This is a genomic window from Paraburkholderia sp. GAS333, assembly GCF_050435665.1.
GTDB classification, from domain to species: Bacteria; Pseudomonadota; Gammaproteobacteria; order Burkholderiales; family Burkholderiaceae; genus Paraburkholderia; species Paraburkholderia fungorum_A.
Genome location: NZ_JBNDKS010000011.1, coordinates 93588 through 109481 on the forward strand (window position 1 = coordinate 93588; position 15894 = coordinate 109481).

The following is a 15894-nucleotide window of genomic DNA, read 5'->3' on the forward strand; positions in this document are numbered from 1 at the left end:
TTCCCTTTTCTTTCTCTGCCGGGCCAGAACTACCGCTGCAGAATTTCCGTGCTCAAGGCCGGGCGTGAAGTCTCGACGATGGTCGAACGAGTCGGCCCAGGTGTGAGCTAGCCAATTGCAATAAACATGAATTGAAATTGTAATCAAATTTTAAAAAAGCAAATCTACGATGCGCGATTTCCCTGTCTTGACATTAAGGATTTCCGCGTATGGTGTTCCAGTTAAATGGCAAATCCATCCAGGTTGCAGCATTGGCGAGCCTGGCATTCCTTTCTGCATGTGGCGGTAGTTCCAATTCACTCACGCCCACGGCAACAAGCTCGGCTGCCGTGCCGGCAGCACCTGCCGACCCGAGTACCGTCGACAGCGCGCCAGTGAATACGTCGATTCCGGCCTACGTCGACACCTACTACACCAATCTGGCGGACAACTCCTGCTATGACGCGGTCAGCACCAATGCCTCGATTCGGGCGCTCAAGGGCTTGTTGGATCTGTGGACGCCGGTGACCTCTTTTGTCGACGCCGATACCTACGGCGGGACCGGCCTGACCGCGAGTACAGACCCGACTACCGGAGCCGCCTGCGCATCCGTTCCGGCTTCCACCTGGGACGGCATGGCGAGCAGCGGCGGCACGATTCTCAATAGCGGCATCATCGGCACCAACACCCAATATGTCGAAACCGTCGCGGCCAGCCGCGACAACAGCGTCAACAGCACCGCCAACACCGCTAAGGACAGCGATGGCGAAGTCGCCTACAAGGTCGATGTCGGCTCCAAGGATTACAACCTCGGCGAAGCGGCAGGCGTGCTGGCGACTTCCTGGCGCACGGGTCTCGACGCGACCCAGACCATCACTTACGTCAATGCGACCTCCGGCAGCAGCGCCACTGTTTCAGAAGGCGATGCTTCGGGCCAGCTGAGCAACCTCTACACGATGGCCGGCAGCAGCGGCGTCGGTAACTTTGCCACGGGCAACACGTCGAAGTACTACTTCAAGTACGCACGCCCGTACCTGTGGTCCAGCGAGGGGATAAGCATTGTGGTGCCGGCATTGCAGTCCGCCCAAACCACGACAGCCGGCTTGAGTGCCGCCAAGAATGCCGGCTTCGCAAGCGGCCACACAGCCGAATACGTGCGTCGCGCCGCCGCGATGGCCTATGCGCTGCCGGAACGCTTCCAGGAGTTCTACGCCGCTGCGCTCAAGTTTGGCGAATACCGCATCATCGCGGGCGTGCACTCGCCGCTCGACGTGATCGGCGGCCGCATGGTCGGCCTCGCAGCAGCGGCCGCCAACCTGTACAGCGCCGAAAATTCCGCGCTCTCCAGCACGAACGTCAACAGCATCCTGACCACGAGTTTCAAGACCACGACGCGTAGCCAGGCGCTCTCGGCGATGCAGTCTGCGGCCGGCAAAACCACGTGGAAAGACTTTTACGACTACCTGCACTCGGGCACGCAGAGCACCGACAGCACGGCCAGTGGCTTCGACCTGTACTACGACCACGACAAGAACAAGACCGACTTCGAGCGCCGCATGACTATTGGCATGTCGGATTACTCCAGCCTTTACCCGACCACTACGGATCCGGTCGTGCCGAAGGGGGCCGAAGTGCTGCTCGAAACGCGCTACCCGTACCTGAGCGCCGATCAGCGCCGCGTCGTGCTCAAGACCACCGAGTTTGCGTCGGGTTACCCGGTCATGACCGATGCCGAGGGCTGGGGTCGTCTCGACATGTTCAAGGCTGGTGATGGCTATGGCGCGTTCAACGGTCTGGTGACGATCGCCATGAATTCGTCACTCGGCGGCTTCGCCACCTACGACATCTGGCGCAATGACATTTCGGGTGCGGGCAAGCTCACGTTCAAGGGGGATGGCACGCTCGAACTGGCTGGCACGAACACCTACAGCGGCGGCACCGAAGTCGAGGGAGGCACGCTCGCGGCCGGGTCGGCCAAGGCGTTCGGTACTGGCGACGTGTATCTGGGAGCGGGTGGCATCACCATTGCCGCATCGGCGACGCCGGTGAAGGTGCCGGGCAAGTTCACCGTACTGACCGACGGCACGCTTGAACTGGACATCGACGGCCAGAGCGGCGGCCAACTGACAGTGGGCGACCAACTGACCATTGCCGGTGGAACGCTGCACGTGAAATTCGTAAACGGTTATACGCCGAAGGCGGGCGATACGATCACGCTGATCAACGGCGCGGCCGCCAGCGCGAAGTTCACTTCGGTTGTGGTGGATGGCGGCTTGAATGGCACGCTGACGTACTCGTCGAGCGGAGTGTCGATCAAGCTGTCTGCCTGAGTATCAGAGGCAGATATGTTGGCTGACGGGTAGCCATTTACTCGTCCGCCTGAAGTGGTAGACAGAACCCCGCAGAGTTCAGGCTCTGCGGGGTTTCTGTTTTTTGGAGCCTCCAGGTTGCCGACGATGCACGGTTGCCCCCTCCTTTTTCCCTCGAGATCGATGCTTCATACATTGATAATTCTCAGTGTATGCTTACAACTTCCTTCTGAAAGCTTTCTGTTTATCGTCTCGTGCGCGCGTCGCCCGAGACGGTTGTAAAAATAAAATAGTTACTCGGGGAATGTGTGGGGATCCTTCTTTATCAGCTCATGATAGTGGGCAGTCTGTTCGCCGTACGGCTCATCGCTCCGCGACGGTTGCTTCCAGCCTGCCTGATCTGGAGTGCGCTTACGCTCTTCAACGTTTTCTGGCCACCGTTGATGGTGATTCAACTCCTGGTGATCTGGATCACATACGGGACAATCCAGCCGGCCGAAAAGAAGTCTGCGCCGTCCAACCAGGCCAGCGGACCTGCACAGAAGACAGCCTCAACGCGCAAAACGGCCACAGGACTGCGACCCGTCGCGTTCGGCACACCTGAACCGCTGCGTCCGGCACCGGCCAGATCGGTAGACATCCCGACACCCGCACCCCCTTCCCTGATTGCGACACTGCGCGACTGGGACGACCGCATCGCGCGGACCAATGCGATCAATACCGCGTGCGCACCGTTGCTATCGGTGTGTTTTGCGGAGCGTTTGCGCATCGAGAAGGCGCTCGAAAGGGCCCGGCCTCGTCTCGCAATCGAGCGTAAAAAGGCGAACGATCCGAACTTCGCGGCCCTCTATGACGCCAGCTTCGCGAAGGCGCGCGAGTCGATGGCAAACATCGACGCGACCTTGAACGACAGCGCACCGCAGCCCGCGTTGGAGTCCATTATGTGCGGCGACCTGACTGCGATGCCGCGCCACCCGGATGTCCGGGTCCAGCAGGGGATTCGCGAAAAGATCGAAGCGGAGATCGCGTCCTACGCGGCATTCCTTTCGACACTAGTCCGCACGTTGAAGGAGCCTGGCCTGACGCCGGTTTTCCAAAGAAGTCTGACCGAACTGAAAGCGGCCGATCTGTTGCGGCGAATTTCGGCGTTCGAAAAGAGCGGCGTGGACTGGCGCAACCCGGCTGACCTTCGAGATTCATCCAGGGTGACGTCCGATGCAGCTGCGGTGCGAGCGGCGTCAGGTGCAGGTCTGGTGACCAGTGCTCCTCTCACCGAACAGCCCAAATCACCTTCGGGCTCCGCGGTGAAGATGGTGTTAGGCACGGCACCGGTCGCAACCCCGGCTCCACGAGTAACGCCCCGGATATTCACGGACACACTAAACCGGCATGAGACGGTCTCGAATGAACTCGAAGCCGCTGCAAAAAAGCGGGGAATCCTGCGACTCGTGCATTTCACGCATGCCGATAATCTCGAGTCGATTCTGCGGCATGGGCTGTGTTCCGTGAGCGCGGCCCGGATGGTTGGGTTAAACCCAAAGGTGAACGACAAGCAGCGGCTCGACGGGCATCCGTGGAGCATCTCGCTCTCGATAGCAGCGCCGAATCACAAGATGTTCTACAAGTACCGGATGCTCGACGAGCACGAGAACTGGGTCGTGTTGCTGATCGACCGCGCGGTACTCTGGCAAAAAGATTGCGCCTTTTACCCACGCAACGCGGCCGACCACCGGATGCGCGACTTGCCGTTGGACGGTCAGAAAACCGTGAAGGCGTTTGAGTCGATGTACGACGCTCTTGACGGCCTGCCGACTCGTGAAGCGCAACATCTGAACACGTTCGATCCCACCGATTCGCAAGCTGAGGTGCTGGTGTTCGACCGCATCGAGCCCAGTATGATCGAGGGCGTCGCCTTCGAGAACGCCGGGATCCAGGCGCGAAATGCGCACTTTCTTGGCCCGCGTGAAGCCCTGCTCTATCCAGAAGGAAAAGGGTTTTTCGGCTCACGTGAATTCATGACCCGATAGAGAATCTGATTCATGGCGAAGCGTCCCGTTTTCATTCCCGAGCTTGACGGCCCGATTCTGGTGCGGACCGAGCAGGTCGAATTCGAATGGTTCGCTGGACTTGCCATTACGCAGAAACAACGCTCGATCGATGCACTGCACGCAAACGCGCTCGAACGATTCGGCCTCGGTGCGATTCTGGAGGTCTCCACCAGATCGCGAGCCGCGTTAGGCTCACGCCTGAGCGCTTTCAATCTCATGCTGACGACCGACGCGCACCCGAAAAGACTCAGCGTCGAATGCGCATTTCAGGGAAGCAAAGTATTTGAACGCGGCGGTCCCTATCGCGACCTCTACGACATGACGTCGCGCGATGCGAAGCGTGACATTCGCCTGCAGGAGTCGGGGCGGCTGACCGGCTTCCGTCTGGGTCAGATCGATTGGCCGCTGGAACCGCGAACGGCTTTCTACGATTGGCTTTATCTGGCGGCGCTGCTGGAACACGACGACCTGCGCGACGAGATTGCCGGCTACAAGGCATTCACAGACATCGAGTTCAATCCTGAGCGCTCGATCAACTGTCAGGCGTACACAGTCGCCCTGTATGCGTCACTGGCCGCTCGTGGGCAACTGGACGCCGTCGTGAAAGGCAGAGACGCGTATCTCGCGCTTGTCGGCGGGCGTCCCATCAGCCAGGCGACGTTGGATACTGTTCAGCAGCCGTCGCTGTTCTGAAGTGAAGAAAGCACGGCGGCAAGTGGTTTCGTGACGAGCCTCATCTGAAGGCGAACGGCCGCACTCGCGCGAAAGAACTGTCCGTCGCCGAATCCGGTGAAGCAACGAAATGGCCGGGCGTCACCCCTACCGCGCGCCGAAAATGCCGGCCAAGATGACTTTGGTCGAAAAACCCCACTTCGGCCGCCACCTCACAAGGCGGGACACCGTCGCGCAATAGCCGCTTCGCATGTTGAATTCGCACCAGACACACGTATCGATGCGGCGGTATCCCAACTTCCTGGCGAAACAGCGTGGCGAAACGCGAGACGCTTAGCCCCGCCGTGGCCGCCAGCGTCGCGAGACTGACAGGCTGCGCGAACGAACGCTCGATGAAGACCACGCTCCGTCTGATGGCCCGCGACATCGACGGCGACGTGTCGGCTGCAGTGTGGTCGACGACTCCGCTCATGTCGTCTCCCCTGCGCCACCCTCTCAGGCGCTCACTTGCAGGTTGCATGGATTCGGGTGCTTGCAGCGCAGCAGCTGTCATCGATCGCTCCGTACGATGCGCGTCACTACGCAACCTTCAATTCCGCGTAAGTGGTACATAGCTCCCCGAACAGTTGATGCACCAGGGCAGCATCGCCCGAGTCGGTCTCGCCTTGCGCCGTGCGCTTGGCGAGACGCGCGTCTAGCGCGTCGAACAATCTGTGCTTGATGAAGTAGCGCCACTGCACCGGCACGCGCGCAAGGATGTCGGTCAGCGCCGCATAACGTTCACGGGTCCATTTCGCCTCGAAGGCGTCGCGGTACGGGCCGTATGTGAACGCGGGCAGATCCGCTCCCGCGAGCCTGTCACGCAGTGCGCCGCGCAGCGACGCCGTGGCGGTTTCATCCACGTTATCGCCAGCCAGCGCGACACCGTAGACTTCGTGCGCCTCGTCGGCGGAGACGTAGCCGCGCAGTACGTCGTCGCGCACCCGCAGCGGCTCGCGATCGACCGGACGCCCATAACCGCCTGCCCCTGCGCCGATCAGCCGGATCACATCGCCCGGCATGCAGACGACGAGATCGTTGTTGTCCAGTTCTTCCGCGTGGGCCGTATCGGGATTGCGCGTAAAACGCGCGTTGCCGCCCGCGTGGCCGCCGCGCACGCCCCACGACGCGAATCGCGTGCGGTCGCGGTTGCGCGCGGTGACGAGCGTATTCGGCGAGAACACCTTGAACTCCATCACGAGCCCCTGGCCGCCGCGATACTGCCCCGCACCGCCCGAGCCCGGCGCGACGCCGTAACGCAGAATCCGGATCGGCACTTCCGCCTCGTTGATCTCGACCGGCGTGTTGCGCAGAAAGGCATTGTTGGCGCCGGAGCCGTCTTCGCCATCGTCGCCGGGACCGCCGCCCGCGCCGCCGCCAATCGGGCCGATCGACGCCATCACGGTGGCACCTTGGGCACTTGTCGTCTTGACGCTGAGGATCGACAGGCCGCCTGCCGGGCACGCGCCCAGCCGTTCCGGCACCGCCTGCGAGAACGCGCCGAAGGTCAGCAGATGCGTGAGCTTGCAGGTCAGGCTGCGCATGCCGACCGCAGCGGGCGGTTGCGCGTTGACCACCGTGCCTTCCGGCAGGATGCAGCGGGCCACCCGCAGCATCCCCGTATTCAGCAGGATGTCCGGATTGAGCGTGTACAGCACGTAGACGAGACCGACCAGCGCAAGCGCGTGCCGTTCGCGCCCGCCGGTCGGCATGTTCAGCGACGACTGCAGTTGCGGGTCGCTGCCCGTGTAGTCCATCTCGACGAGACCGTCGCGAATTCGCGCGGTCAGTGCGACGCGCATCGGCTTGCCGTTGACCGAGTCCTCGTCGGCGAATTCGGCGAAGAAATAATCGCCGTCCGGAATGCCCCGCAAAATGGTGCGCGCCTGCGCCTCCGAGTAGTCGAGCAACGCGCTCATGCCGGCCCTGAAACCGTCGATGCCGAAGCGCTCGATAATTTCCAGCACGCGTCGTTCGCCGGTATGCAGCGACGCCAGTTGCGCATGCAGATCGCCGGTGTTCTGGTTGGGCACGCGCACATTGGTCGCCATCAGCCGGATCAACGATTCGTCGACCACGCCCCGGCGCACGATCTTGCACGGCGGGAAGCGGATGCCCTCCTGCTGGATCTCGGTGAGCGTGCGCGATAGCGAGGCAGGCACCGCGCCGCCCATGTCGGTGTTATGAATATGGCCGCCGACGAAACACGCGATCTCGCCTTCGTAGAACACCGGCTTCCACAGCACGATGTCCGGCGTATGGGTCGCGACGAAGCCGCTATACGCGTCGTTGGTCATGCCGATGTCGCCGGGCTCGTAGTCGTCGATCAGGCCGATCACGGCGCTGTAGTCGAGACCAACGTACCACGTCGCGCCGAGCGTTTTCGGCGACGCGAACGTGAGCCCTTCCGGCGTCGTGATCGCGCACGAGAAGTCTTCGGTCTCCTTCACGAAGGTCGAATGCGCGGTCCGCACCAGCGTGTAGGCCATGCTCTCGGCGGCCGCCACGCAATAGTTCGCGAAAATCTGAAGCACTGCCTTGTCGAATTGCATGTGCGCTGCTCCGTCGGGGCTCAGTGAACGAGTGTGAAAACGAGGTTGCCGAAGCGGTCCACCCGGCCGCGAAAGCCCGGCAACACGCTGGTCGTGCAGTCGTCCTGCGCGACCACCGCGGGTCCGTCGAACTGCTCGCCCGCTTTCAGATCCGCGCGCCGGTAGAGCGCGGCGTCGTGAAACGCGCCGTCCATGTATACGCGAATCGTCCCCGCCGACACCGGTGCGCCGTCGCCTGCCGCGATCGGCACCGGGACGGGTTTCGGCGTCGCCGCGCGGATCACGAGCCGCAGCGCGATGACCTGTACCGTCGCCCGCCCATCGCGATGACCGTACAGCCGCTCGTGCTCGCGATGGAACGCTTCGCTCAGCGCCGTGAGGTCGCGGTTGGACAGCCACGCCGCGTCGAGCGGCGTATCGATCTCGAACGACTGGCCCTTGTAGCGCATGTCCGCCGACACCGCGAGTTCCGCCCGCGTGTCGTCGCCGGTCTGTTCGCGCAGCCATGCGCGCGCCGCCGTATCGAGCGCGCGCAGGTCGTCGGCGAGACGCGCGAGCGTGCCGGCGTCGAGATCGTAGTAGGTGGTTTTCACGAAGTCGTTGCGCGTATCGGCGATCAGTCCGCCGAGCGCGCTCAGCACACCCGGTGCGGTCGGCACAACGATGCTCTCCATGCCGAGAGCACGCGCGAAATAGCACGCGAGCATCGGACCCGCGCCGCCGAACGGCAGCAGCGCGAACGCGCGCGGATCGATGCCGAAGCGCGACACGATCCGGCTCACGCCCGCGTACATGCCCGACACCGCGACGCCGACGACCGCCTCGGCCGCCGCATACACGTCGATCCCGAGCCGATGGGCGAGCACGCCGACGGCGCGATGCGCGGCGTCGTGATCGACGCTCACCGAGTTGTAGCCGAGACTCGCGTTGCCGATCACGCCGAGCACGACGAAGGCGTCGGTGATCGTCGCGCGGGAGCCTCCGCGTCCGTAGCACGCCGGGCCGGGATTCGAGCCCGCGCTTTCGGGGCCGACCTTGAGCACGCCGAAGTCGTCGACCCACGCAATCGAGCCGCCGCCGTCGCCGATCGACGACACCGACACCGACGGGATATGAATCTGGAAATCGCCGAGATATTCGCCGCTCGCGTATTGCGGCTCGCCGTCGACGATCAGCGCGACATCCGCCGTGGTGCCGCCGATATCGAGGCTCATGCAGTGATCGATACCGCTCTGACGCGCGACATACGCCGCGCCGATCACGCCGGACGCGGTGCCCGACAGGATCATCTGAACGCAGTTGGTCTTGCCCGCCTCGGCGCTCATCACGCCGCCGTTGGACTTGGTGACTTTCATGTCGGCGGTGATGCCCGTCTCGACGAGTGCGCGTTGCAGCGAGCTCAGGTAGTGCGAGACCTTCGGCTGCACATATCCGCCGATCACCGCCGTCGACGTGCGCTCGTATTCGCGGATGATCGGCCACACGTCGCTCGAACACGACACGAAGAACCCCGGTATCTCCCGTTCGATGATCGCCTTCACCGCGTGCTCGTGGGCCGGGTTGCGGTACGCATGCAGCAGCGCGACCACCACCCCTTCGCAGCCTGCCTGCCGGAGCCGGGTGAGCGCGTCGAGCACGCTCGCTTCGTCGACCGGAGTCTCGACGCTGCCGTCCGCCGCGAGCCGTCCGGTCACGCCGAACACGCGCTCACGCGGCACCAGCGGTGCGGGCCGTTTCGACAACAGGTTGTACATGTCGGGGCCTTTCAGGCGCGCGAGATCCAGCACGTCCTCGAAATGCCGCGTCGTGATCAGGCCCAGCCGCAGGCCTTTGCGTTGCACGACGGCATTCACGCCGACGGTCGTGCCGTGCGTGAAGTACGTGACGTCGGCGGGCGCGATGCCGTCGCGTTCGCGCAGTTGCTCCATGCCGCGCAGCACTTCGCTGCCGGGGCTATCCGGCCGCGAAAACACCTTGAGCGTTTTCAGCTCGCCCGTCGCATCGTCCAGCACCGCGAAATCGGCAAACGATCCGCCGATGTCGACTCCGATTCTCAAGCCCATTGACCCGTATCCTCGCAAAATGTCCGGCACCTGCGTGCATCGGACGAGACGCACCGCGCCCCGCTGCATATCGCCGCGGAAGCTTGAACAGAAACCTCGATTCGGACCCGCCGCGCACAGGCACGCACGCGTTTCACCGACCCGCGTTAGCGCCAGCGCTAGCGTGAATTCAACATCAGACCCGCAGCGCAGCGGTCTGCGCGAGCACCGCGGCGGCTGCGTCGTCGGGCGGCACGTTCTGGAATTGCTCCAGTTCCGCTTCGCTGCGATGGCACAGCACCTGCGCGCCGCTCGCCAGCGTGCGCTCGGCCGGCGCGGTCCGATTGCAGACGCCGTCCATACGCATCGGACAGCGCGCGAGAAACGTGCACAGCTCCGGTTCGTGGGTCGATTCGCCGATCGGCGGCAGCGTCTGATGGCAGCGCTCGTCCGCTTCCTCGAGCCAGCCGGCGCGCAATTCCGGCGCGGACGACACCAGCAGATGCGAATACGGGTGATACGGCGGTGCCGACAACGCATCCCGATTGCCCGTTTCGACGCGATGCCCGGCGTACAGCACGACGATGTCGTCGCTGATCGCGCGCACCTTGGCGATGTCGTGCGTAATGAACAGATACGACACGCCAAGCTTCTTCTGCAGATCGCGCAGCAGGTCGAGAATCGCCGCGCCGACCACCGTATCGAGCGCGGACGTGACTTCGTCGCAAAGAATCAGCTTCGGCTCGGCGGCGAGCGCCCGCGCGAGATTCACGCGCTGCTTCTGGCCGCCCGACAACTCGCCGGTGCGCCGCTGCGCCAGTTCGGCAGGAAGCCGCACCAGTCCGAGCAGTTCGGCGACGCGGCGGCGCGCGGCCTCGCCCTTCATGCCGTGATAAAACTTCAGCGGACGCGCCAGCGTGCGCTCGACCGTGTGAGTCGGATTGAGCGCGGTATCGGCGTTCTGGAACACGATCTGGATGCAGCGAAACTGCTCGCGGCTGCGGCGGCGCAGATCGGCGGCTAGCGGTTTGCCGTCAAGTAGGAGACTGCCGCGCGCCATCGGAACGAGCCCGGCGATCACCTTCGCGAGCGTTGTCTTGCCGGAGCCGGATTCGCCGATCACCCCCACCGTCTGACCCCGGCCGATCACGAGACCGACGTCGTTCAGAATGACCTTGTTCGGCCAGCCCTTCGCGTTAGTGCCGCCGTAGCCCGCTGTCAGACGACGCAGTTCGAGCAGCGGCGCGGTCGCGGGCTGTGCCGGTGTTTCTGCCTCAAGCCTTGCAGCAGCAGGTTCGCCACTCGCCGACGCCGCAGGCGCAACCGGCGTCACCGCCGCGATCAGGCTTTGCGTATAAGGATGTGCCGGCGCATGCAGAATCTGCTCCGTGCGGCCCGTTTCGCGAATTTCGCCGTTGCTCAGTACGACGATGCGATCCGCCATCTGCGCGACCACCGCCAGATCGTGTGACACGTAGACCGCCGTCATCCCGTACTGGCGGATCACACGGCGGAACGCCTGCAGCACATCGATTTGCGTGGTGACGTCGAGCGCCGTGGTCGGTTCGTCGAGGATCACGAGTTCAGGATCGGTAATCAGCGCCATCGCCGCCATCAGCCGCTGCAACTGCCCGCCCGACACCTGATGCGGGTAGCGCCGGCCGATCGTCTCCGGTTCCGGCAGCGCGAGCGCGCGGAACAGTTCGACCGCTTTCGCCTGGGCGGCGCGTCTGCCAAGCGTGCCATGAATCAGCGCGCTCTCGATCACCTGGTCCATGATCGTGCGCGCCGGGTTGAACGACGCCGCCGCGCTCTGCGCGATGTAAGCCACCTTGCGGCCGCGGATTCCCGCCAGCCCTTTCGGCGACAGGCCGAGCACGTCGGTATCGCCTACCCGGATCGCGCCGCCCGCGATCCGGCAGCCGCTGCGGGCGTGGCCCATCAGCGATAACGCGATGGTGGTCTTGCCCGAGCCCGACTCGCCGATCAGCGCGAGCACCTCACCGCGCGCAATCTCGAAGTCGATGCCATCGACGATCGTCGTATCCGCTTCGCCCGGACGGCTGCCGACCACGCGCAAGCCGCGCACCTCGACGAGATTCGACGACGGCAACGGCGCGGCTCCCGAGATGGCCGTCAAGGCTGCATGAGCCCGTCTGAAAAGATGAGCTTTCATCAATGACCTCCGTCGGCATCGGCCGCGTTTTTGCGGCGACCGCGCCGCGGCAGGCCGTCGATCAGCAGGTTCACGCCGACCGTGAGCACCGCAATGGCGATCGCGGGCAGGATCACGACCGGCACGCCTTCGCCGAGTCCCGCGATGTTCTCGCGCACCAGCGAACCAAGATCGGCATATGGCGGCTGCACACCCAGCCCGAGAAAGCTCAGGCTGCTCAGCAGCAGCACGACGAAGGTGAAGCGCAGGCCGGTGTCGGCGAGCATCGGGTGAAGCATGTTCGGCAGCATCTCGAAGCACGCGATGTAGAGCGCGCTCTCGCCGCGCGCCCGCGCAACCTGCACGTATTCGAGCGTGCTGATATTGACCGCGAGCGAGCGGGCGATCCGGTACGAACCCGGCATGTAGCTCACGGCCGCCGTCACGATCAGCAGCGGCAGCGACGAGCCGAACGCGGCCACGATCATCAGCGCGAACATCTTCGACGGAATCGACGTGACGGCATCGAGCAGCCGGCTCATGGTTTCGTCGATACGGCGGCCCGCCACCGCCGCGAGCAACCCCAGGATCGTTCCCGTGAGCGCCGCCAGCAGTGCTGCCGCGAGCGCCAGCACGACCGTCAACCGCATCCCGTAGATGATGCGGGTCAACATGTCGCGGCCCAGGTAGTCGGAGCCGAGCGGCAGCTTCGCGCTGAAGCTCGCGAAGACGTCGGTGGTGACGATCGCGCCGACCGGATGCGGCGCGATCCACGGCGCGAACGCCGCCACGAACAGCGCGCAACTCACCATGACGAAGCCGATCCAGCCGCCGGTCGAGAGGTTCATCCGCTGCGCGAGGCTGCGGCGGCGCACCGGCTGCGGCGCCGGACTATTGCCGCCGCCCCACGAGCGGCCCGGCTCGGCGCCTTGCGGCAACATGCTGCTGCGCTGCACCGGTTCGAGCGCGCCGAGCTGGTGAGGAGAACGGGGCGATTGAGGCGATTGGGAAGCAGGTCGAAGAATACTCATGTCCGCAGCCTCGGGTTCGAGATGATGGCGCACAGGTCGGCTAGCAGCACGAGCAGCAGATAGCCGAGACAGAACAGCAGCGTGCAGGCCTGTACGAGCGGGAAGTCGCGGTTGCTCACCGCGTCGACCATCAGGCTGGCGAGGCCTGGATAGTTGAAGATGGTTTCGACGACAATCACCCCGCCGAGCAGATACGACAGGCTGAGCGCAATCGCGTTGGCGATCGGGCCGATCGCATTCGGCAGTGCATGGCGCAGCACGACGCGGGCGGGGCTCGCTCCTTTGAGCATCGCCATTTCCACGTATGACGAACTGAGTTGCTCGATCACGGCTGCGCGCGTCATGCGCGCCATCTGCGCAATCACGACCGCGCATAGCGTGACGACCGGCATCGCATAGGCGCGCAGAAAATCATGCAGGCTGTCGATCTCGCCGCTATACGACAGCGCCGACAACCAGTGCAGCTTGACGGCCAGCACCAGCACCGCGAGCGTCGCGATCAGGAACTCGGGCGTAGCGACCAGCGAGAGTGTGCCGAGACTTACGATCCGGTCGATCAGCGAATCGCGCTTGACCGCCGCGAGAATCCCCGCCGACACCGCGATCGGCACCGACACGGCGGTGGTGATCGCGGCCAGCGTCAACGACTTCGGCAAGCGGCCTTCGATCAGATCGGTCACGGGCAGATTATTCGACAGCGACACGCCGAAATTGGCGTGCAGCAGACCGATCAGCCAATGGAAGTAGCGCAGATAAGCGGGCTGATCGAGGCCGAACTGCTGGCGGAGAGCCGCGACCGTTTCCGGGGTCGCCGCCTGGCCGAGCGCGGCCTGCGCGGCATCGCCCGGCAACAGATTGGTGATCACGAAGATGATGATCGAGACAATCAGCAACGTCAGCGCGGTGACCGCGACGCGCCGGCCGATCAACTGGGCGATATTCCCGTTCATTGGCGAGACCTCCTCGGTAGGCTCCGGGGCACGGCGCGGGAACTCCGCGCCGTGCCGCCCAGACCCGTTACGACTGCCAGCAGCGCGCGCACGCGCTGGTGCGTGTTACGCGTTCCACCACACGTACTCGGCGAAGTTGAAGCCCATCATCGCGCCGGTCGGCACGGGTGCGAGCCCTTGCAGATGCTTGTCGTTTGCGTCGAGCAGGCTCAGGAAGGTCGGAATGCCGATCCCGCCCTGCTCCGAGACCAGCACCTGCATATCGCCGTACATCTGCTTGCGCTTTGCGTCGTCGGTTTCCGAGCGGGCCGCGACCAGCAGCTGGTCGAACTTCGGGCTGTTCCAGCCCGACTCGTTCCACGGTGCATCCGACTTGAAGAATTGCGTGAACAGCACGTCGGCGCTGGAGCGCGGATTGACGCTGCCGAAGCCGAGCGGATGCTTCATCCAGTGATTCGACCAGTAGCCGTCCGCCGGCACCCGGTTGATGTTCAGGTTCACGCCGATCTTCGCGCCGGCCTGCTGCAGCAGCACGCCCATTTCCACCGAGCCGTTCGCGTCGGTCGTGGCGTAAACCGGCGGCAGTGTGGTGCCGATCGCCCCGGCCTTCTGGAAGTGGAACTTCGCCTTATCCGGGTCGTACGGGCGCTGTGGCAGCGACGCGTTGAAGTAGCGGTGTCCGGGCGGAATCGGCTGATCGTTGCCGATCACCGCATAGCCGCGAAATACCGCGGTGCGCACCTGGTCGCGGTCGAACAGATACTTCATCCCCTGCACGAAATCGGGATTGCCCGACAGCGGATTGTCGCGGCGCATGATCAGATCGGTATAGAGGCCCGACTTGGTCTCGCGCACTTCATAGCCGGGCGTCGCGGAAATGCGCTGGGTCGCGCGCGGATCGACCGAATTGATCAGATGAACGTCGCCGGACAGCAGCGCGTTCACGCGCGCGGCATCGTCGCCGATACCGATCAGTTCGATCTGGTCCAGATAGGGGCCGCCGCCGGTCTTCCAGAAACTGTCGTTGCGCACGCCCACCGTCGAGATGCCCGGCTTGAACGTCTTCACCTTGTACGGACCGGTGCCGACCGCCGTCGTGAAATCGGTGGTGCCGTCCTTGACGATCACGAATTGCGGCGTGGCGAGAATCACGGGCAGATCGGCGTTGGCCGACGTGAGCGTCAGCGTGACTTCGTTCGGACCGGTTTGCTTCGCGTCGACGAACTGGTCGGCCAGCGTCTTCACCTTCGACGCCGTCGCCGGATTCTTGTGACGCATCAGCGAGTAGACGACATCGGCGGGCGCGAGCGACTTGCCGTCGTGAAAGGTCACGCCCTTGCGCAGCTTGATCACCCACACCTTCGCGTCGCTGCTGTCCACCGATTCCGCGAGATTCATCTTCGGCGTCAGCGACGCGTCGAGTTGCGTCAGGCCGCTGTAAAACATGAAGAAGCGGATGTAATCGGAGCCTGCCGAACCCTTGGCCGGGTCGAGCGTGTCAGCGGTCGACGATGCGTCGTAGGCGACCCGGATCTTGCCGCCCTTCTTCGGCACGGGCGCGGCGAGTGCCGGACTCGCCCCCAACAGCAGGCCTCCCGCGCCGGTGGCGAGCATGCCGCCGGCGGCCAGCAAACGCATCATGTCACGGCGGCTAAAACCGCCCGTTTTGATTTCGTCGTCGTACATGCGAACTGCTCCTCACTCGAGATTGAACGCGGGATATCCAGCATTGGTGTTCGACGGCGCACCGCGTGCTGGTCGCGGCGCGATGTGACTGCATGAATCGATTTAAGCACTGCAAAAAATGCCGTTGATCGCGTATGCGTGGACCCGACCATTCGAAAACGCGGTTTTGCGTGGTCCAAACAGCATGATTTGCCGCGCCTGGCGTAGACCCTGATGCCTGCCCGGCGCCGCGCTGCCGGTTTGAACCCGGGCGCCGCTGCATGAACACCATCGTACGAGCGGGCGCACCGCAGATTGCACCGACAAAATGGCCGGATTCAGCATGACGCACGCGATCTGCAACACTTGACGGCGCATTCGCGTCGCAGGCCCCAGTGACATGCACGCGCCGCGCTTCTTTGGGCGCGATGCACCACGATAAGAAATTCGTA

Annotated in this window: 10 protein-coding genes; 3 read left to right on the top strand and 7 right to left on the bottom strand. The window is 63.9% G+C overall.

The genetic code is table 11. The annotated features are described in order from the left end of the window. The first annotated feature begins 209 nt into the window (after positions 1-209). The 3 genes from ABH945_RS33795 to ABH945_RS33805 all read left to right on the top strand — a co-directional run bounded on the left by ABH945_RS33795 (position 210) and on the right by ABH945_RS33805 (position 5029). Positions 210-2309, top strand: coding sequence for a phosphatase PAP2 family protein (locus ABH945_RS33795; protein WP_429253521.1), 2100 nt, complete (start codon positions 210-212; stop codon positions 2307-2309). Positions 2310-2731: 422 nt separating this feature from the next. Beyond that, positions 2732-4315 (top strand): DarT ssDNA thymidine ADP-ribosyltransferase family protein, encoded by a 1584-nt coding sequence (locus tag ABH945_RS33800; protein WP_429253522.1) that lies wholly within the window; start codon positions 2732-2734, stop codon positions 4313-4315. A 12-nt stretch (positions 4316-4327) separates the two neighbouring features. Then, complete coding sequence (locus ABH945_RS33805; protein ID WP_429253523.1) at positions 4328-5029, top strand: DarT1-associated NADAR antitoxin family protein; 702 nt, start codon at positions 4328-4330, stop codon at positions 5027-5029. A gap of 40 nt (positions 5030-5069) precedes the next feature. Here the strand turns inward: ABH945_RS33805 and ABH945_RS33810 are convergent, their stop codons facing one another. From ABH945_RS33810 to ABH945_RS33840, 7 genes are all read right to left on the bottom strand, one after another. Continuing rightward, positions 5070-5480: a helix-turn-helix transcriptional regulator gene (locus ABH945_RS33810; RefSeq protein ID WP_429253524.1), complete on the bottom strand. Its 411-nt coding sequence runs from the start codon at positions 5478-5480 to the stop codon at positions 5070-5072. Between the two features lie 106 nt (positions 5481-5586). Next, complete coding sequence (locus ABH945_RS33815) at positions 5587-7599, bottom strand: hydantoinase B/oxoprolinase family protein (RefSeq protein WP_429253525.1); 2013 nt, start codon at positions 7597-7599, stop codon at positions 5587-5589. Between the two features lie 20 nt (positions 7600-7619). After that, a complete protein-coding gene (locus tag ABH945_RS33820; RefSeq protein WP_429253526.1) occupies positions 7620-9662 on the bottom strand; it encodes a hydantoinase/oxoprolinase family protein in 2043 nt (680 codons plus the stop codon). Between the two features lie 175 nt (positions 9663-9837). Beyond that, on the bottom strand, positions 9838-11817 hold the full coding sequence (locus ABH945_RS33825) for an ABC transporter ATP-binding protein (RefSeq protein WP_429253527.1): 1980 nt from the start codon (positions 11815-11817) through the stop codon (positions 9838-9840). Beyond that, positions 11817-12827 carry an ABC transporter permease gene (locus tag ABH945_RS33830; RefSeq protein WP_429253528.1) on the bottom strand — a complete coding sequence of 337 codons (1011 nt, stop codon included), beginning with the start codon at positions 12825-12827 and terminating at the stop codon, positions 11817-11819. Before ABH945_RS33830 ends, ABH945_RS33825 begins: the two co-directional genes overlap by 1 nt. Further along, positions 12824-13777, bottom strand: a complete 954-nt coding sequence (locus tag ABH945_RS33835) for an ABC transporter permease (protein ID WP_429253529.1) — start codon at positions 13775-13777, stop codon at positions 12824-12826. Before ABH945_RS33835 ends, ABH945_RS33830 begins: the two co-directional genes overlap by 4 nt. A gap of 105 nt (positions 13778-13882) precedes the next feature. After that, positions 13883-15463, bottom strand: coding sequence for an ABC transporter substrate-binding protein (locus ABH945_RS33840; RefSeq protein ID WP_074771687.1), 1581 nt, complete (start codon positions 15461-15463; stop codon positions 13883-13885). Positions 15464-15894: the final 431 nt, after the last annotated feature.

Coding starts and splice junctions, on each gene's coding strand:
- ABH945_RS33805 (WP_429253523.1), top strand. CDS start 4,328: ATGGCGAAGCGTCCCGTTTTCATTCCCGAGCTTGACGGCCCGATTCTG.
- ABH945_RS33820 (WP_429253526.1), bottom strand. CDS start 9,662: ATGGGCTTGAGAATCGGAGTCGACATCGGCGGATCGTTTGCCGATTTC.
- ABH945_RS33835 (WP_429253529.1), bottom strand. CDS start 13,777: ATGAACGGGAATATCGCCCAGTTGATCGGCCGGCGCGTCGCGGTCACC.
- ABH945_RS33800 (WP_429253522.1), top strand. CDS start 2,732: ATGGTGATTCAACTCCTGGTGATCTGGATCACATACGGGACAATCCAG.
- ABH945_RS33815 (WP_429253525.1), bottom strand. CDS start 7,599: ATGCAATTCGACAAGGCAGTGCTTCAGATTTTCGCGAACTATTGCGTG.
- ABH945_RS33825 (WP_429253527.1), bottom strand. CDS start 11,817: ATGAAAGCTCATCTTTTCAGACGGGCTCATGCAGCCTTGACGGCCATC.
- ABH945_RS33810 (WP_429253524.1), bottom strand. CDS start 5,480: ATGAGCGGAGTCGTCGACCACACTGCAGCCGACACGTCGCCGTCGATG.
- ABH945_RS33840 (WP_074771687.1), bottom strand. CDS start 15,463: ATGTACGACGACGAAATCAAAACGGGCGGTTTTAGCCGCCGTGACATG.
- ABH945_RS33830 (WP_429253528.1), bottom strand. CDS start 12,827: ATGAGTATTCTTCGACCTGCTTCCCAATCGCCTCAATCGCCCCGTTCT.
- ABH945_RS33795 (WP_429253521.1), top strand. CDS start 210: ATGGTGTTCCAGTTAAATGGCAAATCCATCCAGGTTGCAGCATTGGCG.